Origin of the sequence: Chryseobacterium sp. MYb264, assembly GCF_035974275.1 — a bacterium.
GTDB lineage: Bacteria > Bacteroidota > Bacteroidia > Flavobacteriales > Weeksellaceae > Chryseobacterium.
Window position 1 is genome coordinate 4,052,855 of sequence record NZ_CP142422.1, and the last position, 17,514, is coordinate 4,070,368.

The 17,514-nt window shown below is 34.3% G+C and carries 18 protein-coding genes; 13 read left to right on the forward strand and 5 right to left on the reverse strand.

Translation table 11 applies throughout. The features are described 5' to 3' along the window. Nucleotides 1–142 precede the first annotated feature (142 nt). The 5 genes from VUJ46_RS17655 to VUJ46_RS17675 all read left to right on the forward strand — a co-directional run bounded on the left by VUJ46_RS17655 (nucleotide 143) and on the right by VUJ46_RS17675 (nucleotide 5,005). On the forward strand, nucleotides 143–469 hold the full coding sequence (locus tag VUJ46_RS17655) for a hypothetical protein (RefSeq protein WP_326982015.1): 327 nt from the start codon (nucleotides 143–145) through the stop codon (nucleotides 467–469). Continuing rightward, complete coding sequence (locus VUJ46_RS17660) at nucleotides 444–1,232, forward strand: sensor histidine kinase (protein ID WP_326982016.1); 789 nt, start codon at nucleotides 444–446, stop codon at nucleotides 1,230–1,232. The genes VUJ46_RS17655 and VUJ46_RS17660 overlap by 26 nt, the downstream gene beginning before the upstream one ends. A gap of 147 nt (nucleotides 1,233–1,379) precedes the next feature. Then, nucleotides 1,380–2,672 carry a phosphopyruvate hydratase gene (gene eno, locus VUJ46_RS17665; RefSeq protein WP_326982017.1) on the forward strand — a complete coding sequence of 431 codons (1,293 nt, stop codon included), beginning with the start codon at nucleotides 1,380–1,382 and terminating at the stop codon, nucleotides 2,670–2,672. A gap of 89 nt (nucleotides 2,673–2,761) precedes the next feature. Then, nucleotides 2,762–4,048 carry a citrate synthase gene (locus tag VUJ46_RS17670; protein ID WP_326982018.1) on the forward strand — a complete coding sequence of 429 codons (1,287 nt, stop codon included), beginning with the start codon at nucleotides 2,762–2,764 and terminating at the stop codon, nucleotides 4,046–4,048. A gap of 321 nt (nucleotides 4,049–4,369) precedes the next feature. Beyond that, nucleotides 4,370–5,005, forward strand: a complete 636-nt coding sequence (locus tag VUJ46_RS17675; RefSeq protein ID WP_326982019.1) for a hypothetical protein — start codon at nucleotides 4,370–4,372, stop codon at nucleotides 5,003–5,005. Between the two features lie 181 nt (nucleotides 5,006–5,186). Here VUJ46_RS17675 and VUJ46_RS17680 read toward each other — a convergent pair whose 3' ends face one another. Beyond that, nucleotides 5,187–5,348: a hypothetical protein gene (locus VUJ46_RS17680; RefSeq protein WP_326982020.1), complete on the reverse strand. Its 162-nt coding sequence runs from the start codon at nucleotides 5,346–5,348 to the stop codon at nucleotides 5,187–5,189. 313 nt (nucleotides 5,349–5,661) lie between these two features. Here VUJ46_RS17680 and VUJ46_RS17685 point away from each other — a divergent pair, with 313 nt between their 5' ends. The 8 genes from VUJ46_RS17685 (at nucleotide 5,662) to VUJ46_RS17720 (ending at nucleotide 13,240) form a co-directional block, all read left to right on the forward strand. Then, a complete protein-coding gene (locus VUJ46_RS17685) occupies nucleotides 5,662–6,576 on the forward strand; it encodes a dimethylarginine dimethylaminohydrolase family protein (protein ID WP_326982021.1) in 915 nt (304 codons plus the stop codon). Between the two features lie 120 nt (nucleotides 6,577–6,696). Further along, nucleotides 6,697–7,098, forward strand: a complete 402-nt coding sequence (locus tag VUJ46_RS17690) for a four helix bundle protein (protein ID WP_326982022.1) — start codon at nucleotides 6,697–6,699, stop codon at nucleotides 7,096–7,098. An 87-nt stretch (nucleotides 7,099–7,185) separates the two neighbouring features. Then, complete coding sequence (ctlX, locus tag VUJ46_RS17695; RefSeq protein ID WP_326982023.1) at nucleotides 7,186–8,109, forward strand: citrulline utilization hydrolase CtlX; 924 nt, start codon at nucleotides 7,186–7,188, stop codon at nucleotides 8,107–8,109. 369 nt (nucleotides 8,110–8,478) lie between these two features. Further along, entirely contained in the window at nucleotides 8,479–8,631 is a 153-nt protein-coding gene (locus VUJ46_RS17700; RefSeq protein WP_326982024.1) for a hypothetical protein, read from the forward strand. A 166-nt stretch (nucleotides 8,632–8,797) separates the two neighbouring features. Next, a complete protein-coding gene (locus VUJ46_RS17705) occupies nucleotides 8,798–10,552 on the forward strand; it encodes a discoidin domain-containing protein (protein WP_326982025.1) in 1,755 nt (584 codons plus the stop codon). 244 nt (nucleotides 10,553–10,796) lie between these two features. Next, on the forward strand, nucleotides 10,797–12,011 hold the full coding sequence (locus VUJ46_RS17710) for a serine hydrolase domain-containing protein (protein ID WP_326982026.1): 1,215 nt from the start codon (nucleotides 10,797–10,799) through the stop codon (nucleotides 12,009–12,011). 148 nt (nucleotides 12,012–12,159) lie between these two features. Beyond that, the gene (locus VUJ46_RS17715) at nucleotides 12,160–12,930 is read left to right on the forward strand and encodes a GLPGLI family protein (protein WP_326982027.1); all 771 of its coding nucleotides are present in this window, start codon (nucleotides 12,160–12,162) and stop codon (nucleotides 12,928–12,930) included. 28 nt (nucleotides 12,931–12,958) lie between these two features. Then, entirely contained in the window at nucleotides 12,959–13,240 is a 282-nt protein-coding gene (locus tag VUJ46_RS17720; RefSeq protein WP_326982028.1) for a hypothetical protein, read from the forward strand. A gap of 37 nt (nucleotides 13,241–13,277) precedes the next feature. Here the strand turns inward: VUJ46_RS17720 and VUJ46_RS17725 are convergent, their stop codons facing one another. The 4 genes from VUJ46_RS17725 to nadD all read right to left on the reverse strand — a co-directional run bounded on the left by VUJ46_RS17725 (nucleotide 13,278) and on the right by nadD (nucleotide 17,498). Next, the gene (locus VUJ46_RS17725; protein WP_326982029.1) at nucleotides 13,278–13,457 is read right to left on the reverse strand and encodes a hypothetical protein; all 180 of its coding nucleotides are present in this window, start codon (nucleotides 13,455–13,457) and stop codon (nucleotides 13,278–13,280) included. A 76-nt stretch (nucleotides 13,458–13,533) separates the two neighbouring features. Continuing rightward, the gene (locus VUJ46_RS17730; RefSeq protein WP_326982030.1) at nucleotides 13,534–15,822 is read right to left on the reverse strand and encodes a TonB-dependent receptor domain-containing protein; all 2,289 of its coding nucleotides are present in this window, start codon (nucleotides 15,820–15,822) and stop codon (nucleotides 13,534–13,536) included. Nucleotides 15,823–16,491: 669 nt separating this feature from the next. Beyond that, a complete protein-coding gene (locus VUJ46_RS17735) occupies nucleotides 16,492–16,830 on the reverse strand; it encodes a DUF3817 domain-containing protein (protein ID WP_326982031.1) in 339 nt (112 codons plus the stop codon). An 83-nt stretch (nucleotides 16,831–16,913) separates the two neighbouring features. After that, nucleotides 16,914–17,498 carry a nicotinate (nicotinamide) nucleotide adenylyltransferase gene (nadD, locus tag VUJ46_RS17740; RefSeq protein WP_326982032.1) on the reverse strand — a complete coding sequence of 195 codons (585 nt, stop codon included), beginning with the start codon at nucleotides 17,496–17,498 and terminating at the stop codon, nucleotides 16,914–16,916. Between the last annotated feature and the right edge of the window lie 16 nt (nucleotides 17,499–17,514).

The window sequence follows — 17,514 nt, forward strand, 5'->3', positions numbered from 1 at the left end:
CACAGGATATATCATTCTTTCCATAATGTATTTTGGCATTATTTATCATCAAAATATTTCATCTAAAATTTTCAGAATTTTTAATGTTGTTTTAATAATTATTCTAGTATTTCTGAATATGTTTCAGTTTAATATTCCCAAGATGGAAAGATTAAATCTAGTTCCAATGGCTAGCTTACCGATTTTATTCATTTTCGAATCTTTGTTGTGGTATTATCATAAACTAAAAAATATAAATGAATATAAAATAACAGATGATTTTTTATTTTGGATCAGTTCAGGTTTACTGATTTGGTCTGTCTTTTTTATTTTCAGAGCAATTCCTATGTATTTTTTACAAGACAATGATCCGAATTTATTAAGCTTTGTTATTGATGCTTTTTCAGTGGTTAATATACTTACTTATTTACTTTTCTTAATTGAGCTAATATTCATGAAAAAAAATGAAAGATCTTCCAGAAGAACTTAGAGCTACTTATTTTTTAGCAATTGTCATAATGATGTTCTTCGTTGGGTTCATCATTTTTGTCGTTCTCATGTACAATCGTAGACAATTACTTTATTTAAAAGAAAAACAGCTTCGGGAATCCGAACACCAGAATCAGCTTCTTCAAAAAGAACTTGAGAAACAGAAGTCTATTGAAAAGGAACGTGAACGTATTTCTCACGATATGCACGATGATTTAGGAGCAGGAATTTCTGCATTGAAACTTCAGGCAGAGTTTTTAAAGCAACGTCTGCAGGATGAAGAATTCAGAACGGATATCGATGAATTGTTGAAAACTTCAGAAGAGATGAATCTTTCGATGCGGGAAATGTTGTGGAGTTTGCATTCAGGGAATGACACTGTGGGAAGTTTTATTAATTACGCTAAAATGTATGCCGTAAACTTTCTCAAAAAAACAAAAATAAAACTTCAATTTGAAGAGGAAAATGTAGTTTCAGATTTTCCTATTTCAACAGAATTAAGAGGGAATTTATTCTTATGTGTAAAAGAAGCACTGAACAATGCATATAAACACAGTGACTCTGTTCAACTAAATGTTTCGTTTAGACAGAATGTTGAAAAATTCTCCATTAAAATTTCAGATGACGGAATTGGAATTAATCATGAAAATAAGGAGGGTAACGGACTTCGTAACATGCATCGCAGAATGCAGGAATGTAACGGTTCTTTGAAAATTTTACCTATAAAAAAAGGAACAGTCCTTCTTTTTGAAGTACTCTTTTGATTTGGTTTAAATATTTACCAAAAAGACAAATTGACACATTTTTAAAATTAACTAAAATTTAACGTGAAAATTCCCTATAAAATAGCCTGAAATTAGGTGAAAAAGTGAAAATTTAATTAAATTTGTATAAACTATAAAAAAAGAACAATGAGTTACATTTCTTACATAGAAGCGAGACAAATCTTGGATTCCAGAGGTAATCCTACAATTGAAGTTGATGTATTTACAGAAAATGGTGCGATGGGACGTGCTGCGGTACCTTCCGGAGCGTCTACAGGAGAACATGAAGCAGTGGAATTACGTGATGGTGGTTCGGAATATTTAGGAAAAGGAGTCCTGAAAGCTGTTGAGAATGTAAGAGAAATTATAGCGCCGGAGTTGGTAGGTCTTCCTGTTTATGATCAGAATTTTATTGATCAGATCATGATTGACCTTGACGGAACTAAAAACAAAGGAAATTTAGGAGCAAATGCTATCCTTGGTGTTTCTTTAGCTGCTGCGAAAGCTGCTGCTACAGAATTGAAAATGCCATTATACAAATATGTGGGGGGTGTCAATGCCAACACACTTCCAGTTCCGATGATGAACGTAATCAATGGTGGTTCGCACTCTGATGCGCCTATCGCTTTCCAGGAATTTATGGTAATGCCGGTAAAAGCGGATTCTTTCTCTCACGCTTTGAGAAAAGGAACGGAGATTTTCCACAGCTTAAAATCTATCCTTCATTCAAGAGGTTTATCTACTGCAGTAGGTGACGAAGGTGGTTTTGCACCAACTTTCACTGGAACTGAAGATGCTTTGGATACATTGCTTCAGGCAATTGAAAAAGCAGGTTACAAGCCTGGTGATGATATCATGATCGCATTAGACTGTGCAGCTTCAGAATTCTACAAAGACGGAATTTATGACTACAGAAAATTCCAGACTCCGGATGCTGCGCAATTCTCAAGCAGCGAGCAGGTTTCTTACCTTGCTGAATTGGCAAATAAATATCCGATTATCTCTATTGAAGATGGTATGCAGGAGAACGACTGGGAAGGTTGGAAATTGTTAACTGAGAAAATCGGAGACAGAGTACAGTTAGTGGGTGACGATTTATTCGTAACAAACGTAGAAAGATTGTCAAGAGGAGTTCAGGAGGGTATTGCTAACTCAATTTTGGTGAAAGTAAACCAAATCGGATCTCTTTCTGAAACAATGGCTGCAGTACAAATGGCTCAACACAACAAGTTCACTTCAGTAATGTCTCACAGATCAGGAGAAACTGAAGATTCTACCATCGCTGACCTTGCTGTAGCAATGAATTGCGGACAGATTAAAACAGGATCCGCTTCAAGATCAGACAGAATGGCCAAGTATAACCAATTACTGAGAATTGAAGAAGCTTTAGGCGAAACTGCAATTTTCCCAGGATTGGATACTTTTAAAATTAAAAGATAATTAATTGAAATTATAAATTACGGCAAGCGAAATTTTTTGTTTGCCGTATTTTATATAATGTAGTATATTTAAGAAAAAATAAATAAATAATGTCAGACAACAAAGTAATATTGAATTACGCAGGTAATTCGTATGAATATCCCATCGTGGATAGTACTATCGGAGACAGAGGAATCGATATTTCAAAATTAAGAGACCAAACAGGTTTAATCACTCTAGATTTAGGTTATAAGAACACCGGTGCTACACTTAGCGACATCACTTACTTAGACGGAGACAAAGGAGAATTATTCTATAGAGGTTATCCAATCGAGCAGATTGCTGAAAAATCTAACTTCACAGAGGTTATGTACCTTCTATTACACGGAGAATTGCCTACTCAGGATCAATTCAGCAGCTTTAACAGTAATATCAAAAAATATAACTTTGTAGCAGAGGAGATGAAAAAAATCATCGATGCTTTCCCTCGTTCTGCTCACCCAATGGGAGTTTTATCTACATTAACTTCAGCTTTAACAGCATTCAACCCTAAGGCAGTTAACGTAAACTCTAAAGAGGAAATGGATATAGCAGCCGAGTTGCTTATCGCTAAATTTGCTCATCTTGCGGCCTGGACGTACAGAAAAACCTTAGGTCTTCCGTTAAACCACGGAGATAACGGCCTAAACTATGTAGAAAACTTCTACAAAATGGCTTTCAGATTACCAAACGAAGAGTTCGAAATGAATCCTGTGGTAATTGATGCTTTAGATAAATTATTAATCCTTCACGCTGACCACGAGCAAAACTGTTCTACTTCTACCGTAAGAATGGTAGGTTCTGCTCACACAGGTCTTTTCTCTTCTGTTTCTGCAGGTATTTCTGCGCTTTGGGGACCACTTCACGGTGGGGCGAACCAGGCAGTAATCGAAATGCTTGAGTTAATTGAAAAAGATGGAGGAGATGTTTCTAAATACATCGCTAAGGCTAAAGATAAAAACGATAGCTTCCGTCTAATGGGATTCGGTCACAGAGTATACAAAAACTTCGACCCGAGAGCGAAAATCATCAAGAAAGCAGCAGACGATTTGTTAGCAGCTCTTGGTATCCAGGACAAAGCACTAGATATCGCAATGCAGTTGGAAAAAGTAGCGTTGGAAGACGAGTACTTCATTGAAAGAAAATTATATCCAAATGTAGATTTCTATTCAGGAATCATCTACAGAGCATTAGGAATTCCTACAGAAATGTTTACCGTAATGTTTGCATTAGGAAGACTTCCGGGATGGATTGCTCAGTGGAAAGAAATGAGACTGAAAGGAGACCCAATCGGTAGACCAAGACAGGTATATCAGGGGGCTCAGAAAAGAGACTACGTTGATTTGATCAACAGGTAATCATTATATTATCATAATAGAATCCCAAGGCTTGCTTTGGGATTTTTTGTTGGAAAAAAGTATAATTTTATATGATTGCTTATTCAAGCTAAATTTTATTAATATGAATGAAGTTATTTCTGGAATTTTTGTTTATTATTGCGATTTATACATTTTATTTAAATATTATTTACTGAATAATTTAATATTTGGTTAAATTTTTACCGTATTTTAATTAATTGTGTGTTTTTTTTATATATTTGTGAGAACATAAATTTAAATCACATGGTTAAAAAATTATTTGTTGCCAAGCGAAATTATTTTACGCTTGGCATTCTATTAATGAGCCCTTTTACTTTTGGGCAAGTAGGTATCAATATACCATCACCATCTGCAACGCTTGATGTACAGGCAAAAAACGCGGCAAATGCACAATCTTTGGAAGGAGTAATCGCACCAAGATTATTAGGAAGTCAGCTTTCTGCTAAAACCTACACAGCAGCGCAGACAGGTGCAATCGTTTACATTACGGATGCTACGGCTACCCTCACTGGGCAAACAATTAATGTCAGTAGTGCAGGATATTATTATTTCGATGGCACTGTTTGGAAAAGAATGCTCACGACAATTGCCAATAATGGTTGGATGCTTGCAGATACAGCACTAAGCTCAAGTATTAATTCTCTTCAAACTCTCATGTTGCAGCCACAGCCGGGAGGAGGTTCTTACGAATTAGTTAATGACACCACATTAATTGTTACTATCCCCGTAAACTATACTCAAAATAAAGTTATTCTTAGATGGGATATATGGGGAAGCTCGGGTATTGCGACAGAAGGGCAGCCTGCACAGGGCAGTTTACGTTACGCGATACAACGGGAATTCGGCAGTACTGTAACTGAAATACCAAGTATAATGATGAGTGGCTGGGCGAATGCAATTGGTGGGGTGAGACTCCCAGATGGAATGCTCCGGTAGCATATACCATAAGTAATCTTCCAGCCGGAATCTATACATTCAAGCTAAAGATACATAGAGAAGCAGAAAATAATGGTGGTGGTATTCAAGTTTGGGGAGTTCAGGGAAAAGCTGATGTATATGTAAAATAAAGATTTATATAAAGTAAAACCTGCTTTTAAAAGCAGGTTTTTAAATTTTATTAAGGGCAATGACATCTGTCGCAGGTCCAGATAAAGCAGTTTCCTGCATCGTCCCATTCACAGCATCTTCTATTGGCATTTCCAACGCCACCTTTGATTGCTTTTTGCTCTTCTCTTCCTAATTTTTGTGCGTTTTTCAGCACGGGATTTTTCTTGTTCATGATTCTTGTGATTTGATTTGTTAATAGTTAAGTTTAAATTTTAGCTAAAATTTATATCACTAATATATGAATATTATTTCAATGTTAGCCAAATTTTAAATGTAAATTAATCAAAAACAATAGGTTGTATTTAAAAATATCTTTAAAATCGATGTTTTTCAGTAATTAAATTTATGAATGAAAAATAAAGAATGAGCGAACAACTGTCTAAAGTAAATTCTCTAGAAGAAAACTGCTGTTTGCAGCTAAAAAACCGTTAAAAGTTTCCCAAATAGCTCCCTTTACTTATATTTGTAGCATTGCATAAATCTTTATGAAACTAAACATTAAAAATGAAACGGGTAGGCTGAGGTCGGTGGTTTTAGGCCAGCCCAATTCTATAGGAGCCGTTCCTACGCTGGAGGAAAGCTATGACGCAAAGTCGTATTACTCAATAGAAAACAATATTTATCCAAAAGAATCAGACATCATCAATGAGATGAATGCTTTCGAAGAAGTGTTGAGAAAATATGATGTGGAAGTTCTTCGTCCCGATATCATTGAGGATTATAATCAGGTTTTTGCAAGAGATGTTGCTTTTGTGATCGACGATAAAATGATTATCTCAAATGTAATCGCAGACAGAGCCGACGAGCAGGAAGCATACAAGAAAGTTTTTGAGCAGGTGGCCTGGAGAAAGATTATCAATCTTCCGGAAACAGCACATATTGAAGGTGGAGACGTGATTGTCTGGGACGATTTCTTATTCATCGGAACATGTTTCAGTGAAGATTACAGAAATTACAAAACGGCAAGAACCAACGAATATGCGATTGAAATTCTGAAAGAATATTTTCCGAAGAAAAGAATTATCGATCTTGAATTAAAGAAAAACGATAAAGTTCCGTACGAAGGAATTTTGCACTTAGACTGCACATTTAACCCGATTGGTAAAGATAAATGTATCATTTACAAAGACGGTTTTGTGGATGAAAGCGATTACCGTTTGATCATTGATATTTTTGGTGAAGAAAACTGTTTCCACGTAAACGATGAAGAAATGTTTGAAATGTTCCCGAATATTTTCTCTATTTCTCCGGAAGTTGTGGTTTCAGACAAAGCGTTCACCAGAATGAACAATCAATTGAGAAACGAATGGGGAATGACCGTGGAAGAAATTCCTTACCGGGAAATTTCCAAAATGGGAGGTTTGTTGAGATGTTCTACGATGCCGCTTATTAGGGATTAATTGTGTTGGAGAGTAGGAGAGTGATAGGGTTTTAGAGTTTTTTTTGTTGGAGAATTGTAGAGTTTGAGAGTTGTGGAGTGATTTGTTGATATTTTTTCTATTTTAGTTAAAAATACACAGATGTCAACAATTAAATTTCATCAGGATTTAAAAGTTTATCAAAAATCTTTTGAAACTGCAATGATGATCTTCGAACTTTCAAAGTCTTTTCCAAAAGAGGAATTATATTCTTTAACAGATCAAATCAGAAGATCCTCACGATCTACCTCTGCAAATATCAGTGAAGCTTGGGGAAAAAGAAAATATGAAAAATCTTTTATCGCAAAACTCACCGATTCGGAAGGCGAAGCAAGAGAAACTCAGACTTGGGTACAGTTTGCTTTTGCCTGTAAATATATTAGCGAAGAACAGTTTATTAGTTTAAACAATCAATACAATCAAATAATTGGGATGTTGGTCAATATGATGAGTCAGTCACAAAGTTGGTGTACATTTTCCCCTAATAATAAGGAAGAAAAATAATTTTGCACTAAAACACTAAAACACTAAAACACTAAAACACTAAAACACTCATACTCTCAAACCCAACACCCTCTCAAATTCAAAACTATGCAAACAACAGATACAGTATTAATGATAGAGCCGATTGCGTTCGGATATAATGCAGAAACGGCGGAGAATAATTATTTTCAGGTTGAACAAAAAGGAGCTGACATTCAGTCTAAAGCGTTAGCAGAATTCAATATTTTTGTTGAAAAGTTAAGAAGCAAAGGTATCAATGTGATTACGGTAAAAGATACCATCGATCCTCATACGCCAGATTCTATTTTCCCGAATAACTGGGTGAGTTTTCACAAAGACGGAAAAGTGGTTTTATATCCGATGTTTGCGTCCAACAGAAGAGTGGAAAGAAGAGAAGATATTATCGAAACCATCAAGAATCAAGGATTTGAAGTAGAGGAAATCGATGATTGGTCACTTCCTGAAATTCAGGGGCATTTTTTGGAAGGAACGGGAAGTATGATTTTCGATCATGATCATAAAATCGCGTACGGATCTGTTTCTTTGAGATTGGATGAAAACCTGTTCAGAGAGTTTTGTGAAAAATATGGTTTTACACCAGTTGTTTTTCATTCTTTTCAAACGGTGGGTGAAGAAAGACTTCCGATTTATCATACGAATGTTATGATGTGCGTAGCTGATCAATTTGTTGTAATTTGCCTGAACTGTATCGATGATGAAGCTGAAAGAAGCAACGTAGTTAAAACCATCCAAAATTCAGGAAAAGAGATCATCGAAATTTCGGAAGCACAGATGCAGCAGTTTGCAGGAAATATGCTTCAGGTTCAGAATACAGACGGTGAAAAATTTTTAGTGATGAGCCAGACTGCGTATCAGTCTTTAAACCAAGATCAGGTTTCTGCAATAGAAAAATACTGCGAAATCATCTATTCAGATTTAAATACAATAGAAGTAAATGGCGGAGGCAGTGCGCGTTGTATGCTTGCTGAGGTTTTCTTGCCGAAAAAATAGATTAGTGCTTTACTCTGAGTTTTATTTAAAATTTAAAACAAAAGAGTTCGGTATCCATACATTTAACCTCAACGCTCTGAAATTGGAGTGTTGAGGTCAATTTTTTAAGCTAGATACTCAAATTTTTGACCTAAAAGATTAAAATTCCGACCTTATCAATCTAATTACCGAGCAAAAAACTCCGATCACTGAGCAAATGACTCTGATTGTTGAGTATTAAACTTAAATTAAGGAGGTATTCACTTATTTTCGAGCTATTTACAGAGTAATTTTTTGGCAATCTGAATAATTATTATTAGCTTTATGAAGATCCAATGTAAACATTTGCTTTACAGATTGGTATATTACAAATTACTAAACAAAATTATTATGAAAAACGTCGTTAAATTGAATGCGAAAAAACTCAGCAGAGAACTTTTAAAGAAAATTGAAGGTGGCAGTGTTCCTATTGATGGTGGAGGTTGTAAATGGCCGGAATGTATGAACAATTTTGGAAGATGCTCCAGAATTTTTTGTATTTAAATAAAATTATAGATAGCCGTTGCAGATTAATTTTTGCAACGTTTTTTTTATGTCCGAATCTAAATTTTATTGATATGTTTTTGATAAAATTTGAAAAAAGAATTTTATATAAACTCTTCTTCGAAATTAACTGATTAAATTTGCCTTTAAAGTAAAAAATATGAAGATGCAGAAGTACTTTTTCTGGATAGCTATTGTGTTGGAGTTGAGTTTGCAGGCACAGCAAAAAACATTTTGTAACCCCATTAATATCGATTACGGATATACGCCGTTTGAGGTTTTTTCAAAACAAGGGAAACACCGTGCGACAGCAGATCCTGTGATTGTCAATTTCCAAAAAAAGATGTTTTTATTTTCCACCAATCAGGAAGGATATTGGTATAGTGATGATATGCTGGACTGGAAATTTGTGAAGAGAAAATTCTTAAGAGACAAAAAATATATTCATGATCTGAATGCGCCTGCAGTTTGGGCTATGAAAGATACCTTGTATGTTTTCGGTTCAACCTGGGAACAGGATTTTCCGATCTGGAAAAGTACAAATCCCACAAAAGACGACTGGAAAATTGCCGTTGATACCTTAAAGGTTGGTGCGTGGGATCCTGCATTTCATTATGATGAAGATAAAAATAAATTGTATCTGTATTGGGGTTCAAGCAATGAATGGCCGTTGCTGGGAACAGAAATTAAAACTAAAACATTGCAGTCCGAAGGTTTTGTAAAGCCTATTTTAAGGTTAAAACCTGAAGATCACGGTTGGGAAAGATTTGGAGAATATAATGATAACGTTTTCCTGCAACCTTTTGTAGAAGGTGCATGGATGACGAAGCACAACGGAAAGTATTATATGCAGTACGGCGCTCCGGCAACAGAATTCAGCGGATATTCGGATGGAGTATATGTAAGCAAAGATCCTCTGGAAGGTTTTGAATATCAGCAGCACAATCCGTTTTCTTATAAGCCGGGAGGTTTTGCAAGAGGAGCGGGGCACGGTGCAACGTTTGAAGATAACTATAAAAACTGGTGGCACGTTTCAACTATATTTATTTCCACAAAAAATAATTTTGAAAGAAGACTGGGAATCTGGCCTGCCGGATTTGATAAAGATGATGTGATGTATTGCAATACAGCGTATGGTGATTATCCTACTTATCTTCCGCAATATGCGCAGGGAAAAGATTTCACAAAAGGATTGTTCTCCGGTTGGATGTTGCTGAATTATAATAAACCGGTTCAGGTTTCGTCAACATTGGGAGGTTATCAGCCCAACTTGGCGGTAGATGAAGATATTAAAACGTATTGGAGTGCCAAAACAGGGAATTCTGGTGAATGGTTTCAGACTGATTTAGGCGAAGTTTCAACCATTAATGCGATTCAGATCAATTATGCTGATCAAGATGTAGAGTTTATGGGGAAAACTTTAGGCAAAATGCATCAGTATAAAATTTACGGTTCCAACGATGGTAAAAAATGGAACGTAATTGTGGATAAAAGTAAAAATACAAAAGATGTTCCTCACGATTATGTAGAATTGGAAAAACCTGCAAAAGCAAGATTCCTGAAAATGGAGAATTTGAAAATGCCGACAGGGAAATTTGCATTAAGTGGTTTCAGAGTATTTGGGAAAGGAGCTGGAAATGTTCCTGCAAAAGTTCAGAATTTCGTTCCGCTGAGAGCTGATGCTAAAAAATATGGAGAAAGAAGAAGTATCTGGATGAAGTGGCAACAAAATTCGGACGCCGATGGATATGTGATCTATTGGGGAAAATCTCCGGATAAATTGTACGGAAGTATTATGGTTTACGGTAAAAATGAATATTATTTCACAGGAGCCGACAGAACGGATCCTTATTATTTCCAGATCGAAGCTTTCAACGCCAACGGAATTTCAGAAAGAACAGAGATTTCTAAAGCAGAGTAATTTTTAAGTTAAAGGTAAAAAGTAAAAGGAGCCAAGGTTGGTGAAGTCATTATTTTAAATTCAACATCAGTAGAAATTATGATGTGAAAACCTCCATCCTCAAGCTTCCTTCCTCCAGCCCATAAATTGGAGTTTGTTAAAATATATTCAAACCCTTCAGAATTTCTGAGGGGTTTATTATTTATTTGAAATTATTAATAAAATTTAGCGAAATTTACCACACCAAATAAATAACTAAGCAGCCATGCAAAAACTCAAATTTATAACGCTGTCTCTGGCTTTATTGTTTTCTTTAAGTTGTAAGAATAATAATGAGGCAGACGATTATCAGAACAATCTGGATAATTCAGTTAAAAACATCCATACCAATCTTCAGAAAGAATTAAATACCGATATTCCTTCGCTTAGCGTGTATGTGGTTTCTCCAAAAGGTACTTTTTTCAGTTCTGTGATGGGCTCCAATGGTTCTGCGGTGAACAAAAAGACGTACTTCCGATTTGCGAGTAATACCAAAAATTTTACATCAACTGCTATTTTAAAAATGATGCAGGACGGATGGCTGAACCTTGATGATAAGATCATCGCGAATATTCCGGGAACTGCTGTTCCGTATCTTCCAACAGGAGCAGATTGGGAATTCAAGTATAAAAATGATATTACGATTCGTCAATTATTGCAGCATAATGCCGGAATTTACGATCTCACCAATGATACTTCGCAATACAGTGTAGGAGGAAAAACGTATGCAGACAATAAATTGGAAACATCTCCTAATTTCCAGTTTTCGGCAGCAGATTATGTGAAAGTGTTGGCGAGTAATAATCTTTCGTATGGTCCGCCAAACACGGTTTATCATTATTCAAATACGGGTTTTACGATTTTAAGTGAAATTATTGCTAGGGTTTATACTCAAAAATCAGGTACAGCAAAGACATACGGTAATTATATGTATGACAAAATTGTGGGACCGTCTTCCAAAGTTCCTTTAGATATTAAGTTTCCGGAATTGGGTACAGATCAGCAATTGCCTGTTTCTTATGTTACAGGTTTCATCAAATATTCCGATCATTCTGAAATTACAGATAAGAAAAATGCAAGTGCTCATATTGGTGAAGGAAATGGAGTAGGTTCTATGGAAATGCTTTCGCAATACATCAGAAGTGTAATGAAAGGCGAAAATGTACTGAATTCGGCAAGTGTTCAGCAAATGAAAACCAGTAAAGGCCCTGCAACCACAGGAAATTACGGGCTAGGGTGTTCTTATTTTCCCGGAATTGGCTATGGACATAACGGAGCGACCGAAGGCTATCTTTCGTTAATGACTTACGACCCTGATAATGACGTTTCGATTATTATCTTACTTCCGTTTTGGGATTTGCGAAGCGATGCTAATTTTGAAAAATGTATTATGACTTTAAATACAACAGGTCTGGAAACCAAGAAAGCTTTAGGATATTAAAAATCAAGCTCATTGAGAAATCAGTGAGCTTTTTTATTTTGATGATTTTTAACATAATAAAAAAGATTAAAAAAAATATATTCCCATAATAGTGAAAAAGAAAATAATCGTATACTTGCATTAATATTATAATATCAAATAATATTTTATGACACGTAAAGGAATTTTATTACTTCTATTTATTTTGAATTTTGGATATATTTTTAGCCAAAATAATACTAAAGCAGATTTGGAAGTTGTATACTACTTTAAGATTATTTCTGATTCATTAAACAGATCAAGTTTCATTGAGTCGAATATGATATTATTATGTAATAAGGAAAAATCATCTTATTTTAATCCTTCAATGGTTAAATATTTCGATTATTTGAATGAACAGGCAAAAACTATTGATAAAAATAATATTTCAACAAATAATCTTCAGTCTATACCTAAAGTTAGACATAATGTATGGAAAGATGGAAATGCAATAACAGCAACTATTCCATTAGGAATGTATTTTTACTCTTATAGAGAGCCTGAACTTGAATGGGAACTTTTAAATGAGCACAAAGATATTCAAGAAATGAATTGTCAGCTGGCAAAAGTTCATACAGAAAATGATATTTTCTATGCTTGGTACGCTCCTTCAATACCTTTTCAAGATGGACCGTTTAGGTTTAAAGGTTTACCAGGGCTTATACTTGAGGTGTATAATAAGAATAGGACAATTGAATTTTCTTTAGCTAGTATAAAAAATAATCCTGAAAAAAATATTGAAAAGATTCAAAAAGTTGCAACTTTTGATTTTCATGACAAGAGAGACTTTTTTAAAGCAAGAGAAAATTGGCTAGAACACCCCTTTATTAGCATTGTAAACAAAGAAGCTCAAAAAAGAGCGATTGAAAACGCAAAAAAAACAAATGTATTTTTAGATTAAAATTTTTTAACAAAAATAAGTAACAATTATGAAAAAATTATTAATTATCGGAACATTAATTCTATCAGCAGTTTCCTTTGCTAAGACTGCTGAAAAAGCTTCAGTAAAAGAAGAGAAAGTATCTGAATCTAAGTTATTTCGCCCAGGAGGTTTATATGGGGTAACTTTTGGCCTTCCTTGCGGAGGTACTGTAACTGTTCATTACATTACAAATTTTGTAGAAAACACTGCAGGTTTTAATCAAGATTTAGCATGGATAGTAAATAATGCAGTAGAAGAAAACTGTGGAGCTGGTAATTCAGGTGTTTAAAAAATAAAAACCGCTTCATCAAAGAAGCGGTTTTATTTTACTGATTTTGCTTTACATTTTTAGGAATATATAAATCTAATTTCTCTTCGGAATGCTTACCGTAAGAAATATCATTTTGAAAATCGAATGAAATATTATTTTTCAAATTCAACGTTTTCTCTTTACAACCCGAAAGAAAAAGAATCAAAAACAGAAAAAGAAAAGGTAATTTTTTCATAGATAATAAAGATAAAAAAACTCACCGATACATCGATGAGTTTGTACAAAAATAATTGAATATGAAGAATGAGATGTTATCTCGTTCTGTTTTTTATGGCATCGGAAGCGCCCTCAATGTCTCTTACTTTTTTCACCTTTTGGTTTCCGAAGCTGTAAGTAAGACTCACGGTTACACTTCTTCTGTACATGTCATTTTTTACATAATTGTAATTTCCGTTGGCCTGATAATCTTCAATTTCCACAACATTGGTTCTTAGAACGTCGTTTACATTTATTGCAAACGTCCAGTCGTTCCAGTTTTTCTTGATGCTTAAATCTAAACTCATTAAGTTTTTCAACATTCCAAGCTCGATTTGCTGCTTATCAACATAGAAGAAATTAGCACCTAGAAACCAAGTTTTCTTTTTATCAAGACGTAAAGTATTGTTACTTGTAATCACCAAACTGGTAGATTTTACTTTGTTGGTATATACCAATTCTTTGCCGTCAATATCTACAAAAGTATCTCCAGTTGTTGGGTCTACAGCCAATGTTCCGTTGTTGATATTGTGTTGAAATCCTGCATTGAAATTCAATGTTAAATATTGCTTGAAGAAAGTTCTCTGAACTCCAACCATTGCAGACATTTCCTGTTTATCTCCAAAATTGGTTCTGATGTAACGAAGCATATTCTGCTCGCTTACTGTTCCATCCAAAGATTTCACATATCCCTGTAAAGGAACCTGAGTGATTTGATCTTTTACATAAGAGTGATTCAAAATCAGGAAATAAGAATTTTTATACATATACGTCAATTCCTGATTGTAAGTAGAAGAAGCTTTTACAAACGGATTGTTTTGTGTGTAGTTATATTCAGAAATATAGTTTCTTACCGGATTTAGTTCCCAGAAACTTGGTCTTCTCATTCTGCTTGAAAATGCATAAGAAATATTATTCTTATCATTAATAGCATAATTTAAGCTTAAATAAGGAAGTAAATTATTATAATTTCTTTCAATTCTGCTGTATTCCGGAGAAGCGTTGTCCGAAGTTCCTAAACTATTGGTGATCTCATATCTGGCACCTACTTTTCCTGAAAATTTATCTGAAAATTTCTTTTCAAGCGTTAAATAAGCTCCGTAAATATTCTCATCGTAGATAAAATGATTAGGACTTGCTGAGTTTATCGCAACAGGAAGAGGTTTTTGATCTTCACCTGTGAATATAGTAGTAAAGTTTTTAGTATCGTTATCTGTTTTTGTTTTGTTATAATTTCCTCCGATAGAAACCGTGAAATCATTTTTAAATTTTTGAATATAATCCACCGTTCCCGAAAAGTTATTGATTACCTGAGGGATATTCTGAATAATTTGTTTTCCAATGGTTGAGTAATCATTAAAATCACCCGGAACTAGAGTTCTGTTATCAGAATACTGAAATCTTCTGTAATTTAAATAGGCCGCATTGGCATTCAATTTACTTCCCAAAGAATCAAGCTTAATTTCATAATTCAAATTCACCGAGTTGTTATAATTTCTCGCATCTTCTTTGTTGCTCGTTCTTGTGTAAGTTGTCTTTTTTAGGCTTCCGTCTGTATTATATTCTGTTAAGGTATTGAAAAGATTAATGGTAGAATTGTAACTTTTATTTGCCCAAGAATTCCAAGATAGAGCTAGATTGCTTTTGTCATTTAATTGATAATCAATATTTAAATAACCTCCGATGTTTTTATTCGGATCATCAATATCTCCTACAGACTCATTTTTAACCAAATTGGTTCCGTTTCTCAGTACATAACTTTGAGGCTGAATGTTTTCACCACCGCTCAGATTGGCACTGATTCCCAGTTTGTTTTTTCTGTAGTTCAGAGAAAAACTTGCATTGCTTGCGTTGTATTTATTCTGAGTGTTAGACATTCTCATGTTTCCGCTGGTTCCGTCGCTCATTTTTTTCTTCAGAATAATGTTGATGATTCCGTCTGAAGATTCTACCTGATATTCACTTCCCGGAACAGTAATCACTTCAATTTTCTGAATATTTTCTGCCGGTGTGTTTTTCAAAAACTGTGTTAAAGATTCCGCATCCATATTCGTTTTTCTACCGTTAATGTAGATCAGCGCGTTATTCTTTCCTGCAATTTTCAACGTTTTATCATCCGTAGTAGAAAGTAGGGGAGTTTGTTTTAAAATATCAAAGGTTGTATTTCCTTTTGTAACTGGAGAAGCAGCAACATCATACACAAAACGGTCGCTTTGTTTTTTGAACACCTGCTTGGTTAAGGTTACACCTTCTATGCTTTGAGTTTTTACCGAATCTGATTTTTTCTCCTGTGCAAAAGTGAATCCGCTGAAGAAAATGGCTGCTATAAGAATTTGAGTTTTCATGACTGTAGTATTTAGAGTGGCTTGATTTAATTTATTAGCTTGTATTTGTTATTATTTAACATTGCAAAGATATATAATAAAAACAGTATTATGCAATACAAAGTACTTGAAATGTTTTTGAATTTATTTTAATCAATTGATTATCAGTGATTAAAATTTTGGTTAATTTTTCATGTATTTTGATTTTCTACAATGATAAGACAGCTATAACGTCAGTTTTATTACAGTGAATTGAAAAAATGATGAAAAAAATATTGTTAAATTTTGAGTTTTTGAAAAATAACCGTGCTTTTTCCTGTCACAAATGCACGAATGATGCTGTTTTTCATTTTCCCTGTTCGTAGATGATCCAGGGTATTTTATGATACTTTCAAATAGTACTTTGTAGTCTTTTAAAAGTGGAACGGCTTGGTGAAGCTTAAAACGGTCAGTTATCAAAAATCTTACTGGACTTTGCGTTGACTATAAATTTTAAAAATCAATTTGTGTCATCTGCAAAATCTGCGAGAGCAAAACATGAAATATAAAGTCAAAAAACAAAATAAAATTCCTACAGAAAAATCAGTGAAAGAATAATTGTGGTATTTTTGAAAATATTTGTGTGATTAGTGTTTAATTAAAAAGAAAAACGCAATCCTATTTTCCTGCTTAAATCTAAATTTTTCGGAATTATTCTCTATCGAAACGAGCCAGTTTTTTATCAACCCAAACAGTAGCGAAAGGAAAGAATGCAGAAAGCAAAGCGAAAACAAAATCTTCATCATCCCAGGAATATATTTTTCTTGCGGGAAGACAAAGCAATAAGTAAAGAGTGAAGAAAAGCCCGTGCAGACTTCCGATCACACTGATAAAAATAATAGAATATAAGTTTTCATCATAACGAATCCAGATCATGGCAACCCCATACAATAACATACAGGAAATGGCTTCTGCCAAACAGATTTGCTTAAACCATTTAATGATTTTTTCCTGAGAATATTTTGAGAAAAATTTGTCGATGAAATCCATAATTGTCTGGTTGCAAGTTAGTAGTTGCCGGTTTGTAGTACATACTCATTTTCATTTCCGGCCTCTCATTCTTTTCCGCAAAATTACTTATAAAAATTGCTTCCATCCAAATATTCAAAGACTTCTGGAGGCAACATCGGGCGCACATTCTTACTGTCTTTTATCATATTTCGGATCTCGGTTGCAGAAAGTTCAATGATCGGTGCTTTTATCAGGGAAATGTTTTCATGCTGAAGATATTCAGACTCTTTTTTCTCGCCTTCAAAAACTCTAGGATAAACAATGATGTGATGATTTTTAATCAAAAGATCTGCATTTTTCCATTTATGGAGATTGCTGAGATTATCTTCACCCATAATTAAACTAAACGAATAGTCAGGATGTTTTTCATGAAGGTATGTTAATGTATCAATCGTATAGCTTGGTTTAGGCAAAGAAAATTCTACGTTGGAAGCCCTCATTTGCGGATAATTTTTTACGGCAAGCTCTACCATTTCCAATCTGTTATGATCGTTGAGCAGGGATTTTTTATCTTTAAAAGGATTCTGAGGACTTACGACGAACCATAACTCGTCCATATCCGAATGTTCAAGAATATAATTGGCAAGGATCAGGTGTCCGATATGAATCGGGTTAAAAGAACCGAAAAATAATCCTATTTTTTTCATAATTAATGGGGGAGTA

What these genes read in the sequence shown, in the direction of transcription:
- VUJ46_RS17655 (WP_326982015.1), top strand. Translation starts at nt 143, where the DNA reads ATGGAAAGATTAAATCTAGTTCCAATGGCTAGCTTACCGATTTTATTC.
- VUJ46_RS17660 (WP_326982016.1), top strand. Translation starts at nt 444, where the DNA reads ATGAAAGATCTTCCAGAAGAACTTAGAGCTACTTATTTTTTAGCAATT.
- eno (WP_326982017.1), top strand. Translation starts at nt 1,380, where the DNA reads ATGAGTTACATTTCTTACATAGAAGCGAGACAAATCTTGGATTCCAGA.
- VUJ46_RS17670 (WP_326982018.1), top strand. Translation starts at nt 2,762, where the DNA reads ATGTCAGACAACAAAGTAATATTGAATTACGCAGGTAATTCGTATGAA.
- VUJ46_RS17675 (WP_326982019.1), top strand. Translation starts at nt 4,370, where the DNA reads ATGAGCCCTTTTACTTTTGGGCAAGTAGGTATCAATATACCATCACCA.
- VUJ46_RS17680 (WP_326982020.1), bottom strand. Translation starts at nt 5,348, where the DNA reads ATGAACAAGAAAAATCCCGTGCTGAAAAACGCACAAAAATTAGGAAGA.
- VUJ46_RS17685 (WP_326982021.1), top strand. Translation starts at nt 5,662, where the DNA reads ATGAAACTAAACATTAAAAATGAAACGGGTAGGCTGAGGTCGGTGGTT.
- VUJ46_RS17690 (WP_326982022.1), top strand. Translation starts at nt 6,697, where the DNA reads ATGTCAACAATTAAATTTCATCAGGATTTAAAAGTTTATCAAAAATCT.
- ctlX (WP_326982023.1), top strand. Translation starts at nt 7,186, where the DNA reads ATGCAAACAACAGATACAGTATTAATGATAGAGCCGATTGCGTTCGGA.
- VUJ46_RS17700 (WP_326982024.1), top strand. Translation starts at nt 8,479, where the DNA reads ATGAAAAACGTCGTTAAATTGAATGCGAAAAAACTCAGCAGAGAACTT.
- VUJ46_RS17705 (WP_326982025.1), top strand. Translation starts at nt 8,798, where the DNA reads ATGCAGAAGTACTTTTTCTGGATAGCTATTGTGTTGGAGTTGAGTTTG.
- VUJ46_RS17710 (WP_326982026.1), top strand. Translation starts at nt 10,797, where the DNA reads ATGCAAAAACTCAAATTTATAACGCTGTCTCTGGCTTTATTGTTTTCT.
- VUJ46_RS17715 (WP_326982027.1), top strand. Translation starts at nt 12,160, where the DNA reads ATGACACGTAAAGGAATTTTATTACTTCTATTTATTTTGAATTTTGGA.
- VUJ46_RS17720 (WP_326982028.1), top strand. Translation starts at nt 12,959, where the DNA reads ATGAAAAAATTATTAATTATCGGAACATTAATTCTATCAGCAGTTTCC.
- VUJ46_RS17725 (WP_326982029.1), bottom strand. Translation starts at nt 13,457, where the DNA reads ATGAAAAAATTACCTTTTCTTTTTCTGTTTTTGATTCTTTTTCTTTCG.
- VUJ46_RS17730 (WP_326982030.1), bottom strand. Translation starts at nt 15,822, where the DNA reads ATGAAAACTCAAATTCTTATAGCAGCCATTTTCTTCAGCGGATTCACT.
- VUJ46_RS17735 (WP_326982031.1), bottom strand. Translation starts at nt 16,830, where the DNA reads ATGGATTTCATCGACAAATTTTTCTCAAAATATTCTCAGGAAAAAATC.
- nadD (WP_326982032.1), bottom strand. Translation starts at nt 17,498, where the DNA reads ATGAAAAAAATAGGATTATTTTTCGGTTCTTTTAACCCGATTCATATC.